The 22,971-nt window shown below is 40.6% G+C and carries 18 protein-coding genes; 10 read left to right on the top strand and 8 right to left on the bottom strand.

Annotated elements, in window-relative coordinates; all coding sequences use genetic code 11:
- Nucleotides 1-5 precede the first annotated feature (5 nt).
- The 7 genes from V6R21_RS05020 to V6R21_RS04990 all read left to right on the top strand — a co-directional run bounded on the left by V6R21_RS05020 (nucleotide 6) and on the right by V6R21_RS04990 (nucleotide 9,791).
- Nucleotides 6-1,664 carry a sodium/sugar symporter gene (locus tag V6R21_RS05020; protein ID WP_334241434.1) on the top strand — a complete coding sequence of 553 codons (1,659 nt, stop codon included), beginning with the start codon at nucleotides 6-8 and terminating at the stop codon, nucleotides 1,662-1,664.
- A gap of 223 nt (nucleotides 1,665-1,887) precedes the next feature.
- Nucleotides 1,888-2,511, top strand: coding sequence for a TetR/AcrR family transcriptional regulator (locus V6R21_RS05015; RefSeq protein WP_334241431.1), 624 nt, complete (start codon nucleotides 1,888-1,890; stop codon nucleotides 2,509-2,511).
- A gap of 201 nt (nucleotides 2,512-2,712) precedes the next feature.
- Nucleotides 2,713-4,083 carry a TolC family protein gene (locus V6R21_RS05010; protein WP_334241429.1) on the top strand — a complete coding sequence of 457 codons (1,371 nt, stop codon included), beginning with the start codon at nucleotides 2,713-2,715 and terminating at the stop codon, nucleotides 4,081-4,083.
- A gap of 21 nt (nucleotides 4,084-4,104) precedes the next feature.
- Nucleotides 4,105-5,160, top strand: coding sequence for an efflux RND transporter periplasmic adaptor subunit (locus tag V6R21_RS05005; RefSeq protein WP_334241427.1), 1,056 nt, complete (start codon nucleotides 4,105-4,107; stop codon nucleotides 5,158-5,160).
- 19 nt (nucleotides 5,161-5,179) lie between these two features.
- Entirely contained in the window at nucleotides 5,180-8,314 is a 3,135-nt protein-coding gene (locus V6R21_RS05000; RefSeq protein ID WP_334241425.1) for an efflux RND transporter permease subunit, read from the top strand.
- A gap of 72 nt (nucleotides 8,315-8,386) precedes the next feature.
- On the top strand, nucleotides 8,387-9,004 hold the full coding sequence (locus V6R21_RS04995) for a TetR/AcrR family transcriptional regulator (RefSeq protein WP_334241424.1): 618 nt from the start codon (nucleotides 8,387-8,389) through the stop codon (nucleotides 9,002-9,004).
- A gap of 109 nt (nucleotides 9,005-9,113) precedes the next feature.
- Entirely contained in the window at nucleotides 9,114-9,791 is a 678-nt protein-coding gene (locus tag V6R21_RS04990; RefSeq protein ID WP_334241422.1) for a hypothetical protein, read from the top strand.
- Between the two features lie 1,228 nt (nucleotides 9,792-11,019).
- On the opposite strand, the gene V6R21_RS04985 is transcribed toward V6R21_RS04990, so the two are convergent.
- Genes V6R21_RS04985 through V6R21_RS04975 form a run of 3 tightly spaced genes read right to left on the bottom strand, consistent with a single transcriptional unit; the run spans nucleotide 11,020 to nucleotide 12,371 of the window.
- On the bottom strand, nucleotides 11,020-11,646 hold the full coding sequence (locus V6R21_RS04985) for a hypothetical protein (protein WP_334241420.1): 627 nt from the start codon (nucleotides 11,644-11,646) through the stop codon (nucleotides 11,020-11,022).
- A 14-nt stretch (nucleotides 11,647-11,660) separates the two neighbouring features.
- Nucleotides 11,661-11,891 carry a hypothetical protein gene (locus V6R21_RS04980; RefSeq protein WP_334241418.1) on the bottom strand — a complete coding sequence of 77 codons (231 nt, stop codon included), beginning with the start codon at nucleotides 11,889-11,891 and terminating at the stop codon, nucleotides 11,661-11,663.
- A 15-nt stretch (nucleotides 11,892-11,906) separates the two neighbouring features.
- Nucleotides 11,907-12,371 (bottom strand): polymorphic toxin-type HINT domain-containing protein, encoded by a 465-nt coding sequence (locus V6R21_RS04975; protein WP_334241416.1) that lies wholly within the window; start codon nucleotides 12,369-12,371, stop codon nucleotides 11,907-11,909.
- A 622-nt stretch (nucleotides 12,372-12,993) separates the two neighbouring features.
- Here V6R21_RS04975 and V6R21_RS04970 point away from each other — a divergent pair.
- From V6R21_RS04970 to V6R21_RS04960, 3 genes are all read left to right on the top strand, one after another.
- Complete coding sequence (locus V6R21_RS04970; protein WP_334241414.1) at nucleotides 12,994-13,353, top strand: IS110 family transposase; 360 nt, start codon at nucleotides 12,994-12,996, stop codon at nucleotides 13,351-13,353.
- 66 nt (nucleotides 13,354-13,419) lie between these two features.
- Nucleotides 13,420-14,001, top strand: a complete 582-nt coding sequence (locus tag V6R21_RS04965) for a transposase (protein ID WP_334241411.1) — start codon at nucleotides 13,420-13,422, stop codon at nucleotides 13,999-14,001.
- Nucleotides 14,002-14,057: 56 nt separating this feature from the next.
- Entirely contained in the window at nucleotides 14,058-14,975 is a 918-nt protein-coding gene (locus V6R21_RS04960; protein WP_334241409.1) for a metallophosphoesterase family protein, read from the top strand.
- Nucleotides 14,976-15,097: 122 nt separating this feature from the next.
- Here V6R21_RS04960 and V6R21_RS04955 read toward each other — a convergent pair whose 3' ends face one another.
- The 5 genes from V6R21_RS04955 to V6R21_RS04935 all read right to left on the bottom strand — a co-directional run bounded on the left by V6R21_RS04955 (nucleotide 15,098) and on the right by V6R21_RS04935 (nucleotide 22,958).
- Entirely contained in the window at nucleotides 15,098-15,613 is a 516-nt protein-coding gene (locus tag V6R21_RS04955; protein ID WP_334241407.1) for a hypothetical protein, read from the bottom strand.
- Nucleotides 15,614-15,971: 358 nt separating this feature from the next.
- On the bottom strand, nucleotides 15,972-18,176 hold the full coding sequence (locus tag V6R21_RS04950; RefSeq protein WP_334241405.1) for a glycoside hydrolase family 97 protein: 2,205 nt from the start codon (nucleotides 18,174-18,176) through the stop codon (nucleotides 15,972-15,974).
- A gap of 189 nt (nucleotides 18,177-18,365) precedes the next feature.
- Nucleotides 18,366-19,739 (bottom strand): alpha-amylase family glycosyl hydrolase, encoded by a 1,374-nt coding sequence (locus tag V6R21_RS04945; protein WP_334241403.1) that lies wholly within the window; start codon nucleotides 19,737-19,739, stop codon nucleotides 18,366-18,368.
- A 198-nt stretch (nucleotides 19,740-19,937) separates the two neighbouring features.
- The gene (locus V6R21_RS04940) at nucleotides 19,938-21,335 is read right to left on the bottom strand and encodes a SusE domain-containing protein (protein ID WP_334241402.1); all 1,398 of its coding nucleotides are present in this window, start codon (nucleotides 21,333-21,335) and stop codon (nucleotides 19,938-19,940) included.
- 27 nt (nucleotides 21,336-21,362) lie between these two features.
- The gene (locus V6R21_RS04935; RefSeq protein ID WP_334241400.1) at nucleotides 21,363-22,958 is read right to left on the bottom strand and encodes a RagB/SusD family nutrient uptake outer membrane protein; all 1,596 of its coding nucleotides are present in this window, start codon (nucleotides 22,956-22,958) and stop codon (nucleotides 21,363-21,365) included.
- Nucleotides 22,959-22,971 lie beyond the last annotated feature (13 nt).

Here is a 22,971-nt window from a genome sequence, read left to right as displayed (position 1 = left end):
TAACAATGGGAAGTTTTTCATTTCTGGACTATGCAGTCTTTATCGGATATGCCGTACTGATCTTGTTTATGGGACTCTGGGTTTCCCGAGACAAAAAAGGAGAAACCAAGTCGGCAGAGGATTATTTCTTGGCGTCAAAGTCATTGCCTTGGTGGGCAATTGGAGCCTCGCTCATCGCTTCTAACATCTCGGCAGAGCAATTTATCGGGATGTCAGGTTCTGGGTTTGCCATCGGGTTGGCGATTTCTTGTTACGAGTGGATTGCAGCAGCTTCGCTGATTATAGTGGGTAAATATTACCTGCCGATCTTTATCAAGAAAGGCATCTTTACAATGCCTCAGTTCTTGAAAGACAGGTTTGATGGGCGTGTTAGTATGAGCCTTTCCGTATTCTGGTTGCTGGTGTATGTGTTTGTGAACCTGACTTCAGTACTGTATATGGGCGCGTTGAGTCTTGAGATTATCATGGGTGTGCCGATCTTGTACGGCATAATTGGTCTGGCGCTCTTTGCTGCAGTTTACTCGATTTACGGAGGACTTTCAGCTGTGGCTTGGACAGACGTTGTACAGGTAGTTGTATTGGTTATTGGAGGTTTAGTTACTACTTATCTGTCATTCAATGCACTGTCTGGTGGAGAAGGTATGCTGTCAGGTTTGCAGATTGCATTCGAGCAAGCACCAGAAAAGTTTAAGATGATTATCGATAGAGGGACCATGATTCCTGATGGTAAAGGTGGATTTGTAGATGCCTATGAAATGTTGCCAGGTATCGGTGCTTTGTTTGGTGGTATCTGGATTGTAAACCTGGCTTACTGGGGACTTAACCAGTACATTATTCAGCGTACCTTGGCAGGTAAAAACCTGAAGGAAGCGCAGAACGGGGTTGTGTTTGCAGGTTACCTGAAGATCCTGATGCCTTTGATCGTTGTGTTGCCAGGTATTGTAGCGTTCACCATTAGTAAAGATCCATTGGCATACAATGTAGGGGAGAGCATTGCCGGTACTGTTTCTGACATGGCGGTAGGTACGATCACCAAATCAGATGAAGCTTACCCTTGGTTGCTGAATACCTTCGTTCCAACAGGTTTGAAAGGTTTGGCATTTGCCGCATTGGCAGCAGCGATTGTTTCTTCATTGGCATCCATGATCAACAGTACGTCGACTATCTTTACAATGGACATCTATAAGAGCCATTTCAATCAGAATGCCTCGAACAAGTCTTTGGTAAACATGGGTAGAATGGTTTCAGTAATTGCACTGTTTATTGCCGTATTGGTCGCTCCGATGTTGGGAGAACTGGATCAGGCGTTCCAGTTTATTCAGGAGTTTACAGGACTTGTAACACCGGGTGTATTGGTCATCTTTACATTGGGACTTTTCTGGAAACGTGCAACAGCCAATGCCGCTTTTGCAGTAGCATTGCTTACTTTCCCATTGTCTTGGGGTATGAAAATCCTCTTGGAAGAAATGCCATTCTTGGATAGAATGTTTATAGTGATGCTGGTACTGGCAGCCATAGCGGTGGTAATTTCCCTGTTTGGAAAAGAAGACAAGGAAAAAAGTATCAAAATTGAGAAAGGTATGTTCAACACAGGAATGACTTTCAACATTGCCTCAATGGGTATTTGTGGAATCTTGTCCGTTCTGTACCTGATTTTCTGGTAGTAAATAGGGTTGTGCAATATTTAAGGTCGGAAAGAAATGGAATCATCTGTTTCTTTTCGGCCTTATGTTTTTAATAAGGAACTGCTGCTATGGCATAGAAATGGGGTTTTATGTGTAGAGTAGGAGAGAACAGAAACGCAGGGAAATAGTTAGGAAAGAAGAATGGAAGAAATTTTGCAGTTAAACACTTGTTTAAAACTTATATTTAAAATATAATTGCAGCATGAAAGGGCAAAAGGATATAGAGAAAGATAATACTGAATTGAAAATCAGACTGGCAGCAAAAGAATTGTTTACTGCCAAAGGCTTCAAAGGCACAACTGTGCGTGATGTAGCTAAAAAGGCTGATGTCAATATTGCTCTTGTCAACTATTATTTTCGTAGCAAAGAAAAGCTTTTCAAGGCTATTTTTGAAGAAAACACGAAAGAATACTTTCTGTTGATTCAGGATATTGTTCAAAGCGAGGGACTTACATTGGAAGAGCGAATCAAAAGATATGTCTCTACGGTAATGGACCAACTGGTACAGAATCCTCAATTGCCAATGTTTATCTTGCAGGAGATGCATCAGAATCCAGAACTGTTTCTTGACAAGAAACGCATGGACTGTACCCGTATCGCACAATCTCTTTTGACAAGGCATAAGGATGAAATAAGCCCTGAAAAGTTGTCTAATATAGATGTTATCCAGCTAGAAGCCAGTATTTCCAGCCTGATAGTATTTCCTTTGGTATCCAAGGTTATCATGATGAAAGTACATGACCTGGATGAAGCGGAATACCATAACCTGATGGAACAAAGAAAAGAAATTATTACAGATATGATTATCAGTTACTTGAAGTCATGATTTTTCACTTTTAAAATTTTTTACCCCTTAATTAAACAATAGTTTAAATCATAAATTTAAAATGTTCTTTTAAGATTTTCATAATCATATGACCTTTGCCGTCAGAAGGTGTAAGTGGTGTTTATTTTGATTATCAGCTATTTAAAATCATAAATTTTTTTTACCCTTCGGTTAAACAAACGTTTAAATCATTATTTTAAAATGAGTATTCAAAAGAAACTTTTAACAGGCTTATTGCTACTAATCCTCTTGAGAGTGCCGGTGTTTGCACAGGAAAGTGGACAATCTCCGACAATGGGGATATTGGATTGCATTGAGTATGCGAAAGCCAATCAGACTCAGATTCGAAGTGCGCGAATTGATGAGCAGATTGGTGAACAACAGATAAGGGAGGCCAGAGGTACAGGTTTGCCTCAGGTAAATATTAATGCCAGCTATGAGGACAAGTTAAAACTTCCACTCCTTGTAGTACCTGGCTTTGGTGGTGAAGACGGTGGTGGTATCACCATGGGTTACCAATACAATACATCTGTCTCGGCAGAGGCTACCCAAATGATATATGACCCTACATTTGGTGTTGCTTTGAAGGCTGCCAAAACAACCCGTAGCATGTATAAGCAGCAGACAGCTTTTTCGGAAGAGCAAACGGCTTATGGGGTTGCCGTCGCTTACTATCAGGTGATTGTGGTTAAGAAGCAATTGGACCTGCTGCAAAGTAACCTGAGAAATGCTGAAGAAACCCTGAAACAGACGGAGCTACAGTTTAAGAATGGTTTGGCAAAAGCTGTGGATGTTAGCCGATTAAGAGTGAATGTGAATACACTTCGTTCCAGAATTGATCAGAGTACATTGACACTTCAGCAAGTGGTAAGCCAACTGAAATATCAGATGGGAATGCCATTGGAGCAACCGTTGGATATCAAGGAAATTGAAATGAATGAAGAGGAGCTGAAGTTGGCATCAGAAAATGTGCAAGCTGAACCGAAGAACAGGTTAGACTATCAGTTGCTGGAAACTAATATGGAACTGCAATACCTTGATCAGAAAAGAAATTCTGCAAGTTACCTGCCTACGCTTACAGCATTCGCCAACTACGCTTATCAGGCTCAGGGTGCTGAGTTTGGAGTCCTTCCTACTGACAGTAATGGATGGCTGGATTTCAGTACGGCAAGCATTGGCTTGAGACTGAGAATACCAGTATTCCAAGGTTTGCAACGTGATGCAAGAATACAGCAGTCCAAACTGAAACGCTACAAGATAGAAGAGCAAATCTCCAATAAAAAAGAAACGATCAAGCTGGAGGTTACCAATGCAGAAATAAAGTACAAGAATACATTGGAGCGCATTGATTCTGAGAAAGAAAATGTGGAGTTGGCGCAAAGTGTATTGGATATAACAAAGCTCGAATTCAGAGAAGGGGTAAGTACTTCTACAGATGTTGTCAACGCGGAAACAGCACTTACGGAAGCACAAAACACTTATATCACAACCCTTTTGGACCTGTACACTGCAAGGTTGGAGCTTGAGAATGCCAAGGGTACCATCATGGACTATTTAGTAATAAATCAGTAGAAACGACAATCTGGAATATATATGAAAAAGATCATTAGCATAACTTTAACCATAGTGCTCATTTCCTTTATAGGATTCAAACTCTATAGCAACAAAAAGGAAATCAATGCAAATAATAAAGTGGCGGACAAAGGTGACGTTACTGTCGCAGTCAACACTTCAAAAGTCAAAAAAGGTACAAGTACAAACAGTTTCTCATTGCTGGGTACTGTAGCTCCTGACCAGGCTGTAGACATCAAGGCTGAAACAGCAGGAAAAGTGGAGAAAATTTACATCGATTTGGGTGATGAGCTGAAAAGAGGTGCGGTAGTCGCTCGCATTGACAACAGGCTTTTGAGCATTGCAGCTTCCAATGCCAAACAAAGACTGGACGATGCCAAGCAAAACTACGAACGTTACAAAAACCTATTTGAAGGTGGCGCAGCCACACAGGCGCAGTACGATCAGTTCAAACTGTCTTATGAAAATGCACAAAACCAGTACGCTGAAGCAAAAAGACAACTGGACAAGTCTGTAGTGACGGCACCGTTCAGCGGTGTGATTACCAAAAAGAGCATTGATGAAGGTGCCTATGTAAATATTGGGGGATCAGTTGCCAGACTGATTGACGTAAAACACCTGAAAGTAGAGCTAAGTGTAGCTGAAAAGGATGTTTACAACTTGAAGAAAGGGGATCAGGTAACAATTTCTACATCGGTATTCCCGGGTGTTACTTATGCAGGTGAAATTACATTCATCAGCCCTCAAGGGGATGATGCACACAACTATCCAGTTGAAATTGCCTTCGATAATAAGGCTACCAATACTTTGAAAGCGGGTACTTATGTGAATGTTCAGTTCAGCATTGCTAGTGGTGTTGAGGTATTGCAAATCCCTCGTTCTGCACTGATTGGTAGTATCCAAAGTGCTAAGACATACCTAGTGAAAGATGGTGTAGCTTACCTGAAAGACATTACTGTAGGTCGTGATAACGGTGAATACCTGGAAGTGGTAAATGGCTTGCAAGCGGGCGATGAAGTAGTGGTGACAGGACAGATCAACCTGTCTGACAAAACCAAGGTAGAAGTAATCAACTAATAAATAAGGATAGCGAATTATGACAGTTACAGAAATAGCCATTAAACGTCCGGCACTGGTGATTGTAGTATTCACCGTGCTGGGACTTTTGGGCATGTTGAGCTATCAGCAGCTTAACTATAACTTGCTTCCGGACTTTGATGCTCCGGTAATGACAATTGCTACAGTCTATCCGGGTGCAGCAGCCAGCGAGGTTGAGACCTCTGTGACCAAGGAAATAGAGGATGCTCTTTCATCATTGGAGAACCTTGATAAGCTGGAGTCAACTTCTCAGGAAGGAATCTCTTTGGTAGTGGTTCGTCTGTATCAGAATGCAGATATTGATCAGGCAGTGCAGGATGCTCAACGTAAGATTGATGCAATCCAGTCAGAGTTGCCTGAAGATGTAGACGCTTCAAGCATCAGTAAATTCTCTACAGCTGACTTACCTGTATTGCAACTTGGCGTGACGGCTGATCTTGCCCCAACAGCTTTTTATCAGCTGATGGATGACCGTATCAAGCCACAACTTGCCAAGATTGAAGGCGTAGGTCAGATCAGTCTGGTAGGAGGGGAGCAACGTGAGATTCAGGTCAATGTAGACCCTGCAAAACTGAAAGCCTATAAACTGACTATCGGTCAGGTAAGTCAGGCAATTACAGCAGCCAATCAGGATTTCCCTACAGGAAAGATTGAAACACAGAACTCACAGTACAGCTTGAGAATGGCGGCTAAGTTCAGCAACCTGAACCAGATCAGAAACCTGATTATCACAACGACTGCGGATGGTGCTCAGGTAAGAGTGGATGATGTAGCCGAAGTGAATGACGGTATTGCAGAGCAAACGACCATCAACCGTGTTAATGGGCGTACCAGTATCGGTGTGGTAATCCAGAAACAGGCAGATGCCAATGCTGTAGCAGTAAGTGAAATGGTACGTAAAAAGCTGACTGAAATTGAGAGCACTTATGCAGCTGAAAACCTGCATTTCACAATTGCCAATGACAGCTCAGTATACACGCTTGCTTCAGCAGACGCTGTAATGTTTGACCTTGTACTGGCAGTAGTGATTGTGGCAGTGGTGATGTTGTTCTTCCTGCACAGTATGAGAAACTCACTGATTGTACTGGTAGCGTTGCCAACTTCTATTGTATCGACATTTATCCTGATGTACCTGTTCGGTTTCTCACTGAACCTGATGACGTTGCTGGCACTATCACTGGTAGTAGGTATCCTGGTGGATGACTCCATTGTAGTATTGGAGAACATTTACCGCCATATGGAGATGGGCAAGCACAAGCGTATTGCCGCATTGGAAGGTAGAAATGAGATTGGTTTTACAGCGATGGCTATTACGTTGGTGGACGTTGTGGTATTCGTACCGATGTCATTGGTAAGTGGTCTTGTTGGTAATATCGTAAGAGAGTTTTCATTAGTGGTAGTATTCTCTACACTGATGAGTTTGGTGGTATCTTTTACCATTACGCCATTGTTGGCTTCCAGATTTGGTAAGCTGACACATTTGGATCCAAAAGGAGGTATGTGGAGCAGAATCCTAATCGGTTTTGAGTCAGGTTTTGATGGGCTAAAAGATACCTACAGTGCAATGCTCAGCTGGGTATTGAATGGAAAAAGATGGGTAGTTTACCTGAGTACAGTGGCGCTGTTTGTGGCTTCATTGGCATTGGTGCCAGCCGGATTTATTGGTGCTGAGTTTACACCACAGGCTGACCGTGGAGAGATGGTAATTACCTTGGAGTATGACCCTGAAGTAACAATCTACCAAAATAACCAGAAGACCACTCAGGTTGAAAAACTATTGCTGGCACGCCCAGAAGTGGAAAAGGTAATGAGTAACATTGGTTACGGAGGTAGTACTATTGGCGGTGCTTCTACCAACTATAAGTCACAGCTGACAGTCACCTTGGTAGACAAAAAACATAGGAACTTTAGCACGACAGACTTCGGTATTACCATGCAGAAGGAAATCATGAGAATTCCGGGTATCAAAGCTAAGGCGGCTCCGACTTCCATCGTAGGTGGAGCAGGAGACGCCCCAATCCAGATTTCAGTGAAAGGTACTGACATGGATCAAATCAGGGAAACTGCTGAGATGATCAAAGGGATTGTTGCCAATACTGCTGGTACATCAGATGTAGAGTTTTCTATTGAAGATCCAAAACCTGAGATTCAGGTGCAGGTTGACCGTGATAAGATGGCAAATCTGGGCTTGAATGTTGGAACAGTAGGTAGTACACTTCGTACAGCGTTTAGTGGAAATGACGATTCCCGATTCAGTGAAAACCCTTATGAGTATGACATTATGGTAAGACTGGATGGGTTTAACCGTAGCAGTCTTCAGGATGTAAACAACCTGAGTTTTGTCAATAGCCAAGGACAGGTAATTCCACTGAGTCAATTTGCGGATGTTCGTCAGGAACTGGGTGCAAGTAAGTTGGAGCGTAAAGACCGCCAGTCATCCATTACAGTCAATGCACAGGTTGTAGGTAGACCTGTTGGTACAGTGGGTGCGGAGATTCAGGCAGCTGTAGCGCAGCAAAATATTCCTGAAAGCTTAGAGGTTGCCTATGGAGGACAGCTGGAGCAGCAGAGTGATGCCTTTGGTAGCCTTGGTTTGGCAATGTTGATGGCGATTATTTTGGTGTACCTGATCATGGCAGCCCTGTATGACAACTTTATAGATCCATTTATTGTACTGTTCTCATTACCAGTAGCCCTGATAGGTGCATTGTTGGCTCTGGCACTGACAATGAGTAGCTTGAGTATCTTCTCTATCATTGGTCTGATCATGTTGATGGGATTGGTAGCCAAGAACGCAATTCTATTGGTAGACTTTGCCAACCACCTGCTTGAGCAGGGGATGGAAATGAAAGAAGCATTGGTAGAAGCAGGTAGAGAAAGGCTTAGACCTATCCTGATGACCACACTGGCAATGGTATTTGGTATGCTTCCAATTGCGATGGCTTCAGGTGCAGGTGCAGAGACAAGAAACGGACTGGCGTGGGCCATTATTGGAGGTCTGATCAGTTCATTGATCCTGACATTGGTATTGGTGCCATCAGTATATATGACCATAAAGAGACGTGTTGTCAAATGGCAGAAGAAACGTTCAGACGAAACAGAAAAAACTGAGCTGGCTCTCAGTAATGCTTAATTTTTGGTTTTAGTTAGTTTTTGGAAGTCCTGCCCATTTTGGTGCAGGGCTTCCTCTTGTAATTGAAATAAAATGGAACCTGAAATCATTCAGCAAAAAGCTTTGGAACTTTTTTCCAAACACGGAACACAAGCAGTCAACATGGATTGCCTTGCCCGTGAATTGACGATATCCAAAAAAACATTGTACAAGCACTTTGAAAGCAAAGAAGCATTGGTGTATTCATTACTAGAGCAGGTTATTGAAGAGTGGGGGGCATCTTTAGATACCATACTGCAAGGAAAGAAAGACCCTGTGTCTCGACTATTAGCATTTGAACTTTTAAGGTATGACTATTTGCAGCGGTTCAATCCTGAGTTTTTGGTTAAGAAGGCAACCAACTATGACAGTATTCTGGACCTTCAGGATATTATAAAGGAGCAGGTGTCCAGTATCTATTATTGTTTGCTAGAGGATGCAAAGGACAAGGGGTACCTGATTGAATGTTTGGATATCCACACATTTATCAAGACACATGAAATGACCTTTGAACTGTTTGTAGAAAAATGTCTGTCAAATACAGCCCAATCTCATGAATCATTTAAGCACCTTGTGATGCTGCATACTGCCGGAATTGTCAATCAGAGAAAGATTGATGTATGGCCAGTAGTAGAAGAGTTACTAGGAAACCGTAACCTGGTTTTCCAATAAAGATATAGGCACTTAACCAATAAGTTCTGACTCTTTTTAAGAAAGGATAGGACAACAAAAAAGTTGATATAATAAACATATACTACCGAATTGACCTTATATGACCACTATGATAGACAATAGACTTACAAAAAGCGAGAAAGTAATTTTCTCGCTTGTATTTCTGCACCTGATTGTTGGAGTACTAACCTTCTTTTTTGACAAGGGTATTTTTGATCTCTATGTAATAGAAGATGGATATATTGAAAATATGACAGCAGTTATGCTCCTTTTTTCAGCAGCCTTCTTTATAGAGGCAGCTTTTAGAAATAAGAATAAGCAATGGCGTTTTCTGCTGTTCATGGCTGGGATGGTTTTTATTTTTGGTGCTGGAGAAGAAATTTCATGGGGGCAGCGTATTTTTGGCTTAAATACTCCAGAAAACTTGAAGGCAATCAATACACAGGCTGAACTTAACCTCCACAATATCAAAGTGGGTGATGTGAAGTTCAATAAACTAATATTCAGTGCAATCATGTATAGTGGAATTTTCACTTACTTGATTGTTATTCCAATGCTATATCAATTCAGTAATAAGGTAAGAGATTTTGCATTTTTATTTATACCAGTACCAAGATTGTCTCAAGGCCTTATTTACCTTTCTTTCTTTCTACTAGTTTCCATCATTCAAGATGGCAAGCTTTGGGAACTTCAAGAGTTCACTTTTTCAGTCTTCCTATTTACTACTTTGCTTTATCAGCAAAATGAACAGTTTGATGAAATTGTCGGAAGGAATACAAGTAGATAGAATTTCACAAGTGATGATGTTAATAGAGGGAGTGTCAAAATCTGATGCTCCCTTTTTTTGAGTCACTATATCGAGAATATCATAATTTAACAATAAGGGAAACGAAATAATTATATATAAAAAAGAATTATGCTTTAATAAAGAAATCATCTCCTTTGGTAGTTCTGTTTAACAACCTTGAAAGGTTGTTTTCGTGTTACGTTAAACAATATAATTATAAATATCAGTAATAAGGATCTTTATAGAAGTTTAAGTGTTTATACCTCATTTGTTTATTTCGTGGATTGTTAAATCATAATAATAAAGAAAAATCACTCTAGGGTATTTCATGAGGTTCCACCCATTCTTTAGACAGCTAAAAGGGTGAACTTATATTTTCTCTTTTTCTCTCAATTTCTGAGCGCACTTTCTCTTCTTGGAGTATAGTAATACCCTGAAAGACTGATGGAAAGCAACACGCACGGTTGCAGGATGCTCAGCTTTTCATTGGCCTCATCGATGAGCAAACGTCTCTCAAAGACGGTCAGGCCTTCTTTAAAAAATCTACCTGAACCTGCAATTGTCCTATTTTGGCATAGAGTTGTTCTTTCTCAATTTCGGCATCCTGCTGTTGTTTGTCTAACTGATTTTTCTTGGCAAATACCTGTGCAGCACCAGCGAGAAATTCCCGTTTCCAGGCATTGATCTGGGCTGGTTGTAACTTGTATTGCTGAGATTACTCGACTACCGTTTTGATTTCCTTTATAGCCTCGATCGCTACTTCTGCTTTGAAGGTGGCCGTAAACTTTCTGCGAGATCTTTTTGCGTTTGACATAAGCGTAAGTTACTGTTTTTTTCAATTAAGCTTATGGTCCAGTTTTCTTAGGGTATGATAGAATTTTTGGGGGAACTTCAATCTACTTTATAAAGAACAAGGGATTGACCTCCCATTTCTATAAAGCCACGAGATATTTGTCTGATGTTTTAGAATAAACAGTATGGATCGCCTGATACTGATAGCAGTGCCTAAAGCCCGCCTGCGAGCGTATTGTTTGGGTTTGTAGCGTTTTGGGTTGACATCTTTACTGTAAAAGTGGTTTGACAAAAAGTGATAATTGGATTTAAGCGATACAAAAATAACCAACCACTCGAAACAACAAAATAATATTGTTGTTTCGAGTGGTTGGTTACCAGGTCAGACCGAGTACTGTCTAGCTATGCACCCATTTATCAAATTGGTATAATTGTATTAACCAACAACACCGAATGATCTTTTAAACCAATTTATATTATTAATATATTCCTTAATTAATTCATAAAATATAATATATATATTTTCTCGATTTATACTTCTCACAACTATGTCTCTATAAGTATCAAATTGACCTAACATTATATCAATTCTATTTTCATCAATTTCGTTTTTGTATTTTTCAAAAATTAAAGGATGAATTTTATTAAACCAAATAATAGCTTTTTCCCTCTCCATTTTTGCAATATTGAAAATTTCTTCGTAATGAAAGGGGGTTAAAATATAACCTAGATACTCTTCTTTATTATAAGTATTTTCAAACTTAAAGCAAGTAAATGACATATTATCATTTATAACTTTTGTGCTAATATAAAAATTAAACTCATTTTTACTTGCATAGAGAACTTCTTTAAGTATAATCCCTATAGGACATGTAGCAGGCGTTTCAATTGGACTATAAGGTATATATATTCTAATATCATCATCTTCATAATAAGATGAGTCTTCTGATTCGTCATACTGTAGAATATCTAATAATCCTACTCCATTATATTTAAAATCCGCAAATCCCCATACATCAAATGGAGAATTAAATGAAGACCTATATAAGCCTAAGTTTGGCAATTCCTTCTTTAAATTTATTTTATTTTATTTACGAGAGGATGAATTGATCGTAAAACTCCTTTTTCTAGCCACATTCTGACTTCGTTTGTTGTACCTGTTTCATTAATTTTTCGACCAAAATCTAATATCATTTCAGGAGCTCCCCTTGCTGACGTACCAGTCTTTAGTATTCTGGAAGGATCATTCTCAATTATATCAAGTGCTTCAGCCATTACACCTTCAATAGTCATTCCATCTTTAAACATCTCGCTTGTCCCTCTTCAACCAGGGTTAAATTTATTTTTCCCATAAAAATGGACGACTGAATGCTTAGGATCTCTTAATACTTTTTTAAAAGGGACACAACTATTATGTACTAAAATTTCATTTTTTCCTACTAGATAAGTATGCTCCCTATAAACTTCAAGATTATATACTGTATTAGCTGGAACTTCCTTAAAGGATTTTAACTTAAGTTTAGTATGCCGTCCACAAACTGCTTCTTGTACTTTAAGTTCTCCTACTGGTACCCAATCACGTCTGTCTAACGAATAAAATGGGTGGGTCGGTGAAGCGTTAATGACTTCTTTGTTCCCTAGACTATCCTCAAAAGGATAAGCAATTATAGCGGTTGCCGCATGTATAAATTTACCAGTTATAGGTCTGTTTACAAATAGAGAGCCCGTATTTTCTTTAATCAGCCTTGTATCTAACTGATTCGGAATGAACTTCAGTACAGTAGCCATTCCATCAATCCCTAACTCCGGCATACTTAAGGGAACCTGATTTCCCAACTTGTCTGCTTTCTGTTGTTTTAGCCACCAGTTAGGTCTTCTAAAACTAACAATAGCAGCATTACCATCAGGCTTTTGTACAGATAGCTTGACCCACTTCCAAGTATAAGGAGTAATCTGTTCCGCGTCAATCTCAGTCCACTCCTCAGCTGCCGTTTGAAATGTCCTGACAAACTTCTCCTTTGAATTAAGTTTCTCTTGAATTTCAGTATAGCTGGAAAAGAGGTGGGATAGAATCCCCCCAACTCATCTGGCGTTTTAAAGTAGTCAATTGGAGATTTTAGATCTTGGCACCAGGTACTTGTCAATACAAGTACCTGAATTATACATAATATTATATATCTATAGAAGTTCCTTTAGATTAGATCGATAGGATAAAATAAAGAATACTTGGTAAGTTGAAAAAGAGAAAGAGGTAAACCTTTTGTTATTCTAGGCTTGGTACCTTGATCACGATTTGGACCTCTTTCTTTCCTGATAAACAAGCCTCAGATAGAAGTTAGGGTTAACGACCCATTATTAAGGTTTTGATTGTGTTTACCAGATTTGTATTTCACTAAATCAACAAGAGAAAATGGCGTACCAGTATTTCATCGGTCTAGATATCGGAAAAAGCACAATGGCTGTCTTGGTCAAAGGCCTGCAATCAACATTGGTCGAGTATGGGATTGAGAACACTCCCAAAGCACTCCATAAGCTGATTGTGCTTCTCAGCAAACAAGGCGTCACAGCAAAACATAGCTTAGTGTGCATGGAGCATTCAGGTGTCTATACTAGCCATAGCCTAGAACAGTTCTATGCAAAGGGCGATCCCATTTGGGTGGAAAACCCCATTAATATCAAGCGGTCCATCGGGATGGTACGGGGTAAAAATGACAAGGTGGATGCCTATCGCATCGCCGATTTTGCCTTCAGGAACCAGGATAAGACTTAGTTATGGGAACCTGAACGTAAATAGCTGGTCAAACTCAAAAAGCTATATACCATCAGGGAAAAGCTTATGGAAACCAATAAGCAACTTACCATGAGTTTGAAACAGGCTGAAGGTTTTGAAGACCGTCAACTTACAGGGCTGGCACGCAAACATTTCCAGCCGTTGTTGAATCAGCTGGATAAGCAACTGAAAAAAGTACAGCTACAGATCCGTCAACTGATTCAGGAAGATGAAAAACTCAAACAACTGACCAAAATTGTCACCTCCGTACCTGGTGTGGGAGAAATTGTTTGTTGGAAACTACTGGTTGTGACCAATGAATTCAAGGATCTCCGAGATGGACGGAAGTTCGCCTGCTACAGTGGTGTAGCTCCATTTGCCTATACCTCAGGCATTAGTATCAAAGGAAGAGCAAAAGTATCCAATATGGCTAACAAAGACATGAAAAAGTTATTGCATATGGCTGCAGTAGCAAGTATTGGTAAGGGAAAAGGAGAACTCTATGATTACTTTCACAGAAAAGTAAAACAAGGCAAACACAAGATGTCAATCATTAACGCTGTTAGAAATAAGATTATACACCGAGTATTTGCCTGTGTGAGTGCAAATAGAGAATATGATTATTCTTATATTAATGCACTTGTTTAGATTATAGAAATCGTGATAATCTCTAATGTACTTTATCATTCTAAGTCGATACCACTATGAGCTGGACCATTTCACGCAGACGTTTTTTACTTTCTTCATCAGTCCTGACTGGAGCAATATTTCTCGCTCCTAAAAGCTTGTTTTCACAAAGTAAACAACCTAGTATCCGCTTTGGAGTACTGACGGACAGCCACTATGCCAATCGCCCTGAATCAGGGACAAGATTTTACCGTCAGTCAATAGAAAAGCTGGAAGCTTGTGTTGAAGTTTTGAATAAAGAGAAAGTGGATTTTGCGATTCATTTGGGTGATTTAAAAGATCAGGACGAACAAAAGCAAGAAGTGGATACATTGCGTTACTTGTCTGAAATAGAAGGTGCATTTGCCAAGTTTAACGGACCAAGATATCACTGTATTGGAAACCATGATGTTGATAGCATTTCAAAAAAGCAGTTTCTTGAAGGTGTCGAAAACACAGGTATCCCAAAAGATCAAGGACATTATTCTTTTGACCTGAATGGATTTCATTTTATAGTACTTGACCCTAATTATCATCCTGATGGAAGCCATCATAACCATGGTGATTTTAAATGGTCTGAAGCGATTATTCCGGAAGGTCAGTGGAAATGGTTTGAGCAAGACCTTGAGAAAACAACTTTGCCAACGGTCGTATTCTGCCATTTTACTTTATATAATTTTACTCGAGACAATGACCCATTTTATGTGACAGATTTTGAAAGGGCTCAAAAGCTGATGGAAAAATCAGGAAAGGTATTGGCTGTACTTCAGGGACATGTACACCAAGAAGATTTCCAGACCATCAATGGGATTCATTACATTACACAATTGGGGATGGTAGATCATGATGGGCTTGATAACAACAGTTTTGCCATTGTAGAAATTGATCAAAATGGGTTGGTTATAAATGGCTACAAGAGAAGTACTTCTCACAAGTTTTCGTTAGCCAAAAAGTAACCTGAAAATTATAGCTATAAGTGCTAAAAGCAAAGAGCGTCATCCCAAATCAGGTTGGAATGACGCTCTTTTATTATATCTATATCATATATAGCTTTTAGAATAAAATAGCCTATTGGGTCTTAGCCTCTTTTCTTTAATGACTCCATAATACCTCTAGATGTTTCCCTTACCCTGTCAAGGTTTTCACTCTTTGCAGAAATGGCTATGTGAATTTGTCTGCCATCCACAGCTGTAAAGAAAACCAAGTAGTACTCACCCTGATTGGATGTTTCAAGATAGGCTACAGGCAGTGAGTTGATATCTACTGTTTTGGTATCCAACCAAACTGCATTTGGGTACATTCCCTTAAAATGGTTTTCATAAAACTCCCTTAGGTTATCTACCTCCCCTTCTGAAAGTGGATTCAAGTTATCTGACAGTATCAGGGTTATAGAATCCTGCTCCTGATGCAGCTCCAATACCGGATGAAAAGGTTGGTCATGGTACTTTTCATCTAGTACTTCAGGATCAAGTTGGCTAAACGTTGATGGAACATCAATTGACAATTGCTCAAAGATGGCAACCTGTACATTTTGACTTGGCGAAAATGCCCATAATACTGGTAGTAAGCTGATTGCTAAAAAAATTCTTTTCATTAGATCCTAGTTAAAGCTGTTGCTCTTTGTAAAGTTTAGTTATGAACATCTGTTCTGCTCCCAACAAGGGCTTATGCTGATTACAGGAGTCACTTTTAAAATAGTTTCTTGCTGGTTTTATGCAATTTATGTTTCTCGTTCAATGTTACAGACTGTTCAGTTCCCGTAAATATACAAACTTTCCAAAGCTGAAAAACTATATTTTGAATCAGAAAAGGTAATTGACTGACTGTTCAATAGAAATGATTGAGCTGATATACTTATAAATACCTGTAAGTATGATGACTACGTAAAACAAAAAAAGACCCCTCAGGCAAATCACCTGAGAGGTCAACTTTATATAGGGTACTTGATTGAATTACAACTTCTTCAAACCTTTCTTCTGGCTCTTGTCTGTCACTTCAATCAAGCTGATTGCATAACCACCTGCTGCTACTGAACGCTGTGTCAGTTTAGACTTGCTGTTCACCAACACCTTACGGATATTGTATGCTTGAGGGTTTGTCTTGTAATCAGCATCTTTCGCATCGCTGTAGATAGTTGCTACATACGTTTTGCCTGGCTCCAGGAAGTCGAAAGAGATTTTGGATACATAAGCCTCGTCACCTGCAACGTTACCTACAAACCAGTTGTTAGAACCTTTCTCACGACGAGCGATTGTAATGTATTTGCCTGGTTCTGCTTCCAGGTACTTGCTCTCATCCCAATCTACTGCCACATCCTTGATAAACTGGAACGCATCCATAAAACGCTTGTAGTTTTCAGGAAGGTCAGCTGCCATTTGCAGTGGGCTGTACATTGTCACGTACAGTGCCAACTGGTTAGCGATTGTCGCATTTACATGAGAGTGGTTGTTAGGGTTCAGTTTTGAGATATCCATCTCGAAGATACCCGGCGTATAGTCCATTGGACCACCAATCAGACGCGTGAAAGGCAGGACACTTACGTGGAAAGGCTTGCTACCACCGAATGCCTGATACTCTGTACCTCTTGCTGACTCGTTACCGATCAGGTTAGGGTAAGTACGTGCAATACCTGTAGGACGAACTGCCTCGTGCGCATTGATCATAATCTGGTACTCTGCTGCTTTTTCCAAAGCATACTGGTAGTGGTTCACGATCCACTGGCTGTAGTGGTTTTCACCACGTGGCAGGATATCACCTACATAACCACTCTTCACTGCATCATAACCGTTGTCTTTCATAAACTGGTATGCTGCATCCATATGACGCTCGTAGTTACGAACTGAAGAAGAAGTCTCATGGTGCATGATCATCTTCACATTCTTGCCTTCAGCGTATTCCTGAATACCTTTTACATCAAAGTCAGGGTAAGGAGTCACGAAGTCAAACACATAGTCTTTTGACTTACCGAACCAATCTTCCCAACCTACATTCCAGCCTTCTACCAACACGCCATCAAAGCCGTGCTCAGCTGCAAAATCAATATATTCTTTTACATGTGCTGTATTTGCACCGTGTACACCATTAGGGTTTACTTCAGTAAAGTTAGTCTCACCCAACTGTACTCCACTCAGCTCATTTGTATAAGCCCAAGAGCTTTTACCTGTAATCATTTCCCACCATACACCAATGTATTTCACTGGCTTGATCCATGAAGTATCCTCAATCTTACAAGGCTCATTCAGGTTCAGTGTCATGCGAGAAGCCAAAATCTCACGCGCATCATCACTCACGATTACTGTACGCCAAGGCGTTGTACGAGGTGCTTGCATATAACCTTTGTCACCTACTGCATCTGGTGTCAACCATGACTCGAATACAAAGTTCTTGTCATCCAAGTTAAGGTGCATACATGGGTAGTCGATCAGCGCTGCTTCATGCAGGTTGATGTACAGTCCGTCATCCGATTTCAACATCAGGGAAGTCTGAACACCTGTTGGAGAGAATGAAGTCTGAGAAAGGTTACCACCGATAGCTCCAGCCATCAAGCCTCTGATTTCTGAAAGACGTGATACTGTATAGTCATACTCCTGCGTGTCATAGTCACCCGGAATCCAGTATGCCGTGTGGTCACCTGCCATCGCAAACTGCGTATGCTCCTCCTTGATCACGAAGTAAACAAGGTTTTTCTGCTCAGGGAACTCGTAACGGAAACCTAAACCATCATTGAAAAGACGGAAACGGATGACCATCTTTCTGTCATTAGTCTTCTGGTCCAGTGTTACTGCCAGTTCTTTGTAGTGGTTACGGATTTGGCTTTCCTCACCCCAAACTGGTTTCCATGTCTCATCAAAAGAAGTAGTATCTACTGCAGCCAAAGTGAATCCATCATAAAGAGATGCCTTTGGATCTGCTTTCTTGTTTTTCAGTTCGATCTCCGAACCGAATTGCTGACCTGATTTGTCTGACTTTAGCTCAAAGCCCAACTTACTTGTTTTAACAACCTCTTTCCCCTTATAGGTTAACGAGTAGGTTGGTACGCCGCCTTCAGCCAGATTAAATTCCATTGTCAGTTTACCATCCGGAGACTTCAGTTCCGTCTGGGCTGACACGATACTTGTGACAAGGCACAACAGAATTAAAATAAAGTTCTTTTTCATTTTTATACAATCAATACAACACTAAGCTTGTCCAATTAAATATTGGTCGTTACAGATTTTACAGTGACCATGAGGTAACTATATTTCCACAAAGATATAAGAGTTTATGAGCCAATTCTAATTTCGAATTTCCCGAAACCGGTTACGAAATCAGTAACTGAAAAAAAAAACACCAAATATTTAGAAATATTAACCCCCTATTCTCAGAATCTTATATGCATTAACATCTAATGAGTAATTATCTCCAAGCTCTACAGTTTCTCCTGAAATCATATCTGTCCAAGTCGTATTTTGAAGCGTTGAAGGGAGCGTCAAATTCACCCCATTATTTCTAGTATTGACCATAACCAATAAGGCATCTTGCCCACTATGTCTTTGATAAATCAAAACGTCTTTATGGGTATATGTAGTCAGCTCTTTATCCAAAAGATCTATCACTTCTGACCTGACTTCCATGACTTGTTTGTACTGTGAAAGAATGTCCGGATTTTCACTCCAGTCAATGACATCTTTGGTGAAAAATGAAATCAGTTCAGGTCTTGCTACTTCCTGTCCCGAATAGATCAATGGAATCCCATCCATAAATGCGGTTGCCACAAAAGCCCCTACACTCCCCTGCTTACCAAAAATATCAACAGGTGATTCGTCCCAAGCGTATACGTCATGGTTTGTGATATATCGCAGCTTGGTCTTCCCTGCCGGAACTGCTGACCACTCCTGTTCACTGGTTACAAACAGGCTAGATGCAGATGAATTCTCATGGTATACTTTCTTGATCTGGTTATAGAAGTCCCAAGAGTAATTGAACTCAAAGCCAGCATCAAAATTGTGAGTAGCACCACCCTCAGCGAGCCAAATCAGGTCTTTGCTTGAAGTATTGTTCACTGCCCCAATTGCTTGCGACCAAAAATCTTCAGGTACAAAGTCCACAGCATCACATCTGAAACCGTCGATCCCTGCACTGTCGACCCAATACTTCATCGAAGCTATCATCTCATCACGCATGTCCTGACTGTCATAGTTCAACTCTGCCACATCAGCCCAACCAGTATTTGGGGGTGAAATGATATTGCCACTGCCATCCTGTGCATACCAGCTTTTGTTACTGATCCAAGGGTTGTCCCAAGCGGTATGGTTCGCTACCCAATCCAATATCACAGCCATGTCCCGCTCATGTGCTTCATTCACTAGATCGATCAGGTCATTAAGCGAACCAAATTCTGAATTAACTTCCTTATAATTCCTTACAGCATAAGGCGAACCTACTCCTTTTTCAATACCGATAGGGTATATAGGCATCAGCCATATCACATTAGCACCAAGGCTCTCAATATGGTCAAGGTTGTTTTTTATACCATCCAGTGTACCTGCATTGCTGAACGATTTCAGGTTTACTTCATAAACTACCATCTCATTTAGTGAGGGCACATTATCAAACGGGTTGACCGTATGGTTTTGTTTTTCATCATCTTTACCACTTGGACTGGTCAGGTTGTCTTCAGAGGAACATGAAAACAACATAGCCCAACACAACAGGAGCCAATACATTTTTTTCATTGTCATACACTTCAAAAAGTTAGAAACATCTACAAACAAGTCTTTTTTGTCGGGATATCAATAAAGCCAGAAAGAGCTGGCACCGGGAACAGCCGCCCAAGACAGTGTTCATCACCTCAGACAACTGGTTCCCAGACCAACTCTAGTGTATAAGACGAACAGCCTTATACATCACTTCAACTGTTTATCCTATATTCTTTTATATCAGTTTTTGATAATCTCATAGTTGAACTGGTACGGAGCCTTTTGTGTATTAAAGCTCAAAATCACTGTGTAATTACCTTCTTCTTTTACATCATAAGATGCACCATCAAAGTAGAGTTGACCACGTTTAGAGGTAATATTTCCAACACCATAGTTAATACCCCAATCATTGTTAGCCCTAAATTTCAAGGCACCTACTATCAGGTCAGTTGTAACTCTCCAAGTATCCGTCTCCGCATCGTATGTCATTGGCGTAGAATTTTCCCAACCTCCTGAAGTGGCTGTACCAATCAGACCAAATGACTCCACCAATGCCGACTCATAAGTCATTTCTGCAAGTTTTGGCTGAATTCTATAGAATCCGGCAGCAAATGTAACCTGCTCAGCAGCATCGTCAGTAGACAAAGTACCGTCTGCTATAAAACCATAATTGGTATGGTTGTAATCAGGGTGGCTAGTCAGTTTAAGGTCAGTTTCAGCATTCAGGTAAACGTAACCGTCAAATATATTGTCACCTGTCTGGATCAGTGTAGCCGACTCTTCTGGCTTCCAACCTTGGTAACCTCCTGGAGTCCAAAGCATGGCAGGAGCTGCTATATCCAATGTCGTGATGACACCATTACCAGTCTCTGAAGCCAACTCGTTGGTAGCAGAAGTGGCAACTACTCTAAATGCTACATTTACGGCTGTATTTCCTTCTTGCATCAGGTTACCCATCAGGTAGAAATTCAATGCCTCATTTGTAACTGTCAAAGAAGTTTCTGTCACTTTACCCAATGTAATTGCATTCGCAAAATCGTTACCTTCTACATCCATTTCCACAGTATATACCACATCTGAAGTTGAACCAAAATCTGCGGCATCCCATTCGATTGTATACGCATCTCCAATATTCTCTGCCGTGATCGTTGTAGCCAGTTCTGAAGTAATTACTGGAGGCTCACCTGCTGAAGCATAAGTTCCAACAGAAAGCGTAACCAACTCAGAGTTTAGGTCATTGAACCCTTCTGATTGTGCTACAACTCTCAATTCCACTTTGGCTGTTTCATTAGGGTTTTGACCCAATGTACCGATCACCATATCATTCAGTTCTGAGTAAGAGACTGTAATAGAAGCTTCTTGTGTTGCCGCCAAGATCGCTGGAGTCGCAAACAAGTTATCTACAAAATCAAGCTGCACAATATAAGTAACAGCCAAATCCACCCCATAATCCGCTTCATTCCAAGTAACTGTCAGCTCAGAGCCCAAGTTGTTCTCATCAATGCTGATGGTTGTACCGCCTTCAGGGGTCACCATTGCAGGCGATACCAGTTCCTCATTTACGATGATATTTTCTCTTTCCACACAAGCCTGCAACAGGCAAAACAGGGAGACAATTAAAAGTTTATATGATTTCATGATTGTGTCGTTTAATTAGTTGTCAGATTAGTAGTTTGGATTTTGCTTCAGGTTAGGGTTCAGTCCTAAGTCAAATGCAGGAATCGGGAAAATATCCCTGAATGATGCAGTCGGAATTCCTTCTTGAATACCGCCTTTCCAGTCCCACACAAGCTTACCATCTGTAAACTCACCGAACCTTACCAAGTCTGTTCTTCTGTGACACTCCCAATACAATTCCCTGCCTCTTTCATCCAGAAGAAAGTCCAAAGTCAGCTCTGCATCCGAAATGTTTCCTGAAGCATCCTCATAAGCACGAGACCTGATTTCATTTACATACTGAAGGGCTCTGCCTCTATCTCCTGCACCACCTCTCAATGTTGCCTCTGCATACATCAGGTAAATATCTGCCAACCTGAACATAGGGAAGTCAGTATCCACAAATGTTCCGTTCTTGCCTTTGATCCCTTTTGATGATACATTCTTAAACTTGCCTGTCAGGTACCCTTGGTTAAACATAAATGGATCTGTGATTTCCAGGCTACTCTGTCCACTGGTATGGAAGATCGCTCTCTTATCCGTAGCACCTGTCACATCCTCAAACGACCTTTCTACAAAGCTGGTAGATGGTCTGTTACCTGACCAACCTCCTGACGGAATACCATAATCGTTATCCGCATCCATGGTACCTCCTACTTGCGCATGAATAATGAAGGTCATTCCCCCATAGTTTCTGGTATTGTTACCATCCTCCGCAATCGGGAAGATGATCTCACTTCTGTATTGGTGGTTGTCCGCCAGAAATAGGTTTCTGTAGTTGTCAATCAGGTTATATTGTCCTGAATTGATGATTTCATCGCAATACTTGATACAGTCATTGTACCTGTTCTCTCCTCTATATACTTCCGCATTCAAGTACATTTTTGCCAGTAGTGTCCAAGCAACTGCCTTGTCTGCCCTCGCATACACGTTCTGTCTTGGATCTTTCAGGTTAGGCAACGCTTCCAGAATCTCTGCTTCGATATGATCAAAAAGGGCTTCTCTCTGAATCATCTCTGGTTGAAATGCACCAACTCCGTCTTCAGGTAAAACAAATGGTACGTTCCCCCAAAGATCCATGGCAAAGTAATAGAACATCGCTCTTAGCAACTGAGCCTCTGCTCTGTATACTGTCACCTCCGCCTTGAAGTCTTCATCCATCTCACCAATATTGTTGTCCACTGCTCTCAAAAACTCATTGCAGTAAGCGATATTGATAAAGATTCTCTGATAAAGCAGTTGCAAGTAACCGTTGTTATCTGACCAAGTATGTTCCTGATAGTCTGAAAGCCCTGGATCATTCCATCCTGTTACAGCCTCATCTGTTGACACTTCCTGCGCACTCCAATACATTCGCAGGAAAGAAGTAGTCCCTTCATCTTCAGCAGGAATCTCAGGCTTACCATATTCTCCTTGCTGTCCAGTCAGGGTTAAGCTTCCGTAGAGCTTTGCCAAAAACTGACTGTATCCTTCTTCAGTATCAAATGCATTGGCTGCATTGATGTCCTGTTCATTTAAGGGTTCTGTATTTAAGTCATCTACACATGACGTTGTGACCAGCATAATGCCTAGTCCTAGCGCCAATGTTTTCAATATATTTTTCATGATCATGCTCTAT

The sequence above is a fragment of the Limibacter armeniacum genome (assembly GCF_036880985.1).
Lineage (GTDB): Bacteria > Bacteroidota > Bacteroidia > Cytophagales > Flammeovirgaceae > Limibacter > Limibacter armeniacum.
This window is presented reverse-complemented; position numbering and strand designations above follow the sequence as displayed.

Coding starts and splice junctions, on each gene's coding strand:
- V6R21_RS04990 (WP_334241422.1), top strand. CDS start 9,114: ATGATAGACAATAGACTTACAAAAAGCGAGAAAGTAATTTTCTCGCTT.
- V6R21_RS04975 (WP_334241416.1), bottom strand. CDS start 12,371: ATGGCTACTGTACTGAAGTTCATTCCGAATCAGTTAGATACAAGGCTG.
- V6R21_RS04935 (WP_334241400.1), bottom strand. CDS start 22,958: ATGAAAAATATATTGAAAACATTGGCGCTAGGACTAGGCATTATGCTG.
- V6R21_RS05000 (WP_334241425.1), top strand. CDS start 5,180: ATGACAGTTACAGAAATAGCCATTAAACGTCCGGCACTGGTGATTGTA.
- V6R21_RS05010 (WP_334241429.1), top strand. CDS start 2,713: ATGAGTATTCAAAAGAAACTTTTAACAGGCTTATTGCTACTAATCCTC.
- V6R21_RS05015 (WP_334241431.1), top strand. CDS start 1,888: ATGAAAGGGCAAAAGGATATAGAGAAAGATAATACTGAATTGAAAATC.
- V6R21_RS05005 (WP_334241427.1), top strand. CDS start 4,105: ATGAAAAAGATCATTAGCATAACTTTAACCATAGTGCTCATTTCCTTT.
- V6R21_RS05020 (WP_334241434.1), top strand. CDS start 6: ATGGGAAGTTTTTCATTTCTGGACTATGCAGTCTTTATCGGATATGCC.
- V6R21_RS04960 (WP_334241409.1), top strand. CDS start 14,058: ATGAGCTGGACCATTTCACGCAGACGTTTTTTACTTTCTTCATCAGTC.
- V6R21_RS04995 (WP_334241424.1), top strand. CDS start 8,387: ATGGAACCTGAAATCATTCAGCAAAAAGCTTTGGAACTTTTTTCCAAA.
- V6R21_RS04970 (WP_334241414.1), top strand. CDS start 12,994: ATGGCGTACCAGTATTTCATCGGTCTAGATATCGGAAAAAGCACAATG.
- V6R21_RS04965 (WP_334241411.1), top strand. CDS start 13,420: ATGGAAACCAATAAGCAACTTACCATGAGTTTGAAACAGGCTGAAGGT.
- V6R21_RS04945 (WP_334241403.1), bottom strand. CDS start 19,739: ATGACAATGAAAAAAATGTATTGGCTCCTGTTGTGTTGGGCTATGTTG.
- V6R21_RS04950 (WP_334241405.1), bottom strand. CDS start 18,176: ATGAAAAAGAACTTTATTTTAATTCTGTTGTGCCTTGTCACAAGTATC.
- V6R21_RS04955 (WP_334241407.1), bottom strand. CDS start 15,613: ATGAAAAGAATTTTTTTAGCAATCAGCTTACTACCAGTATTATGGGCA.
- V6R21_RS04980 (WP_334241418.1), bottom strand. CDS start 11,891: ATGTTTAAAGATGGAATGACTATTGAAGGTGTAATGGCTGAAGCACTT.
- V6R21_RS04940 (WP_334241402.1), bottom strand. CDS start 21,335: ATGAAATCATATAAACTTTTAATTGTCTCCCTGTTTTGCCTGTTGCAG.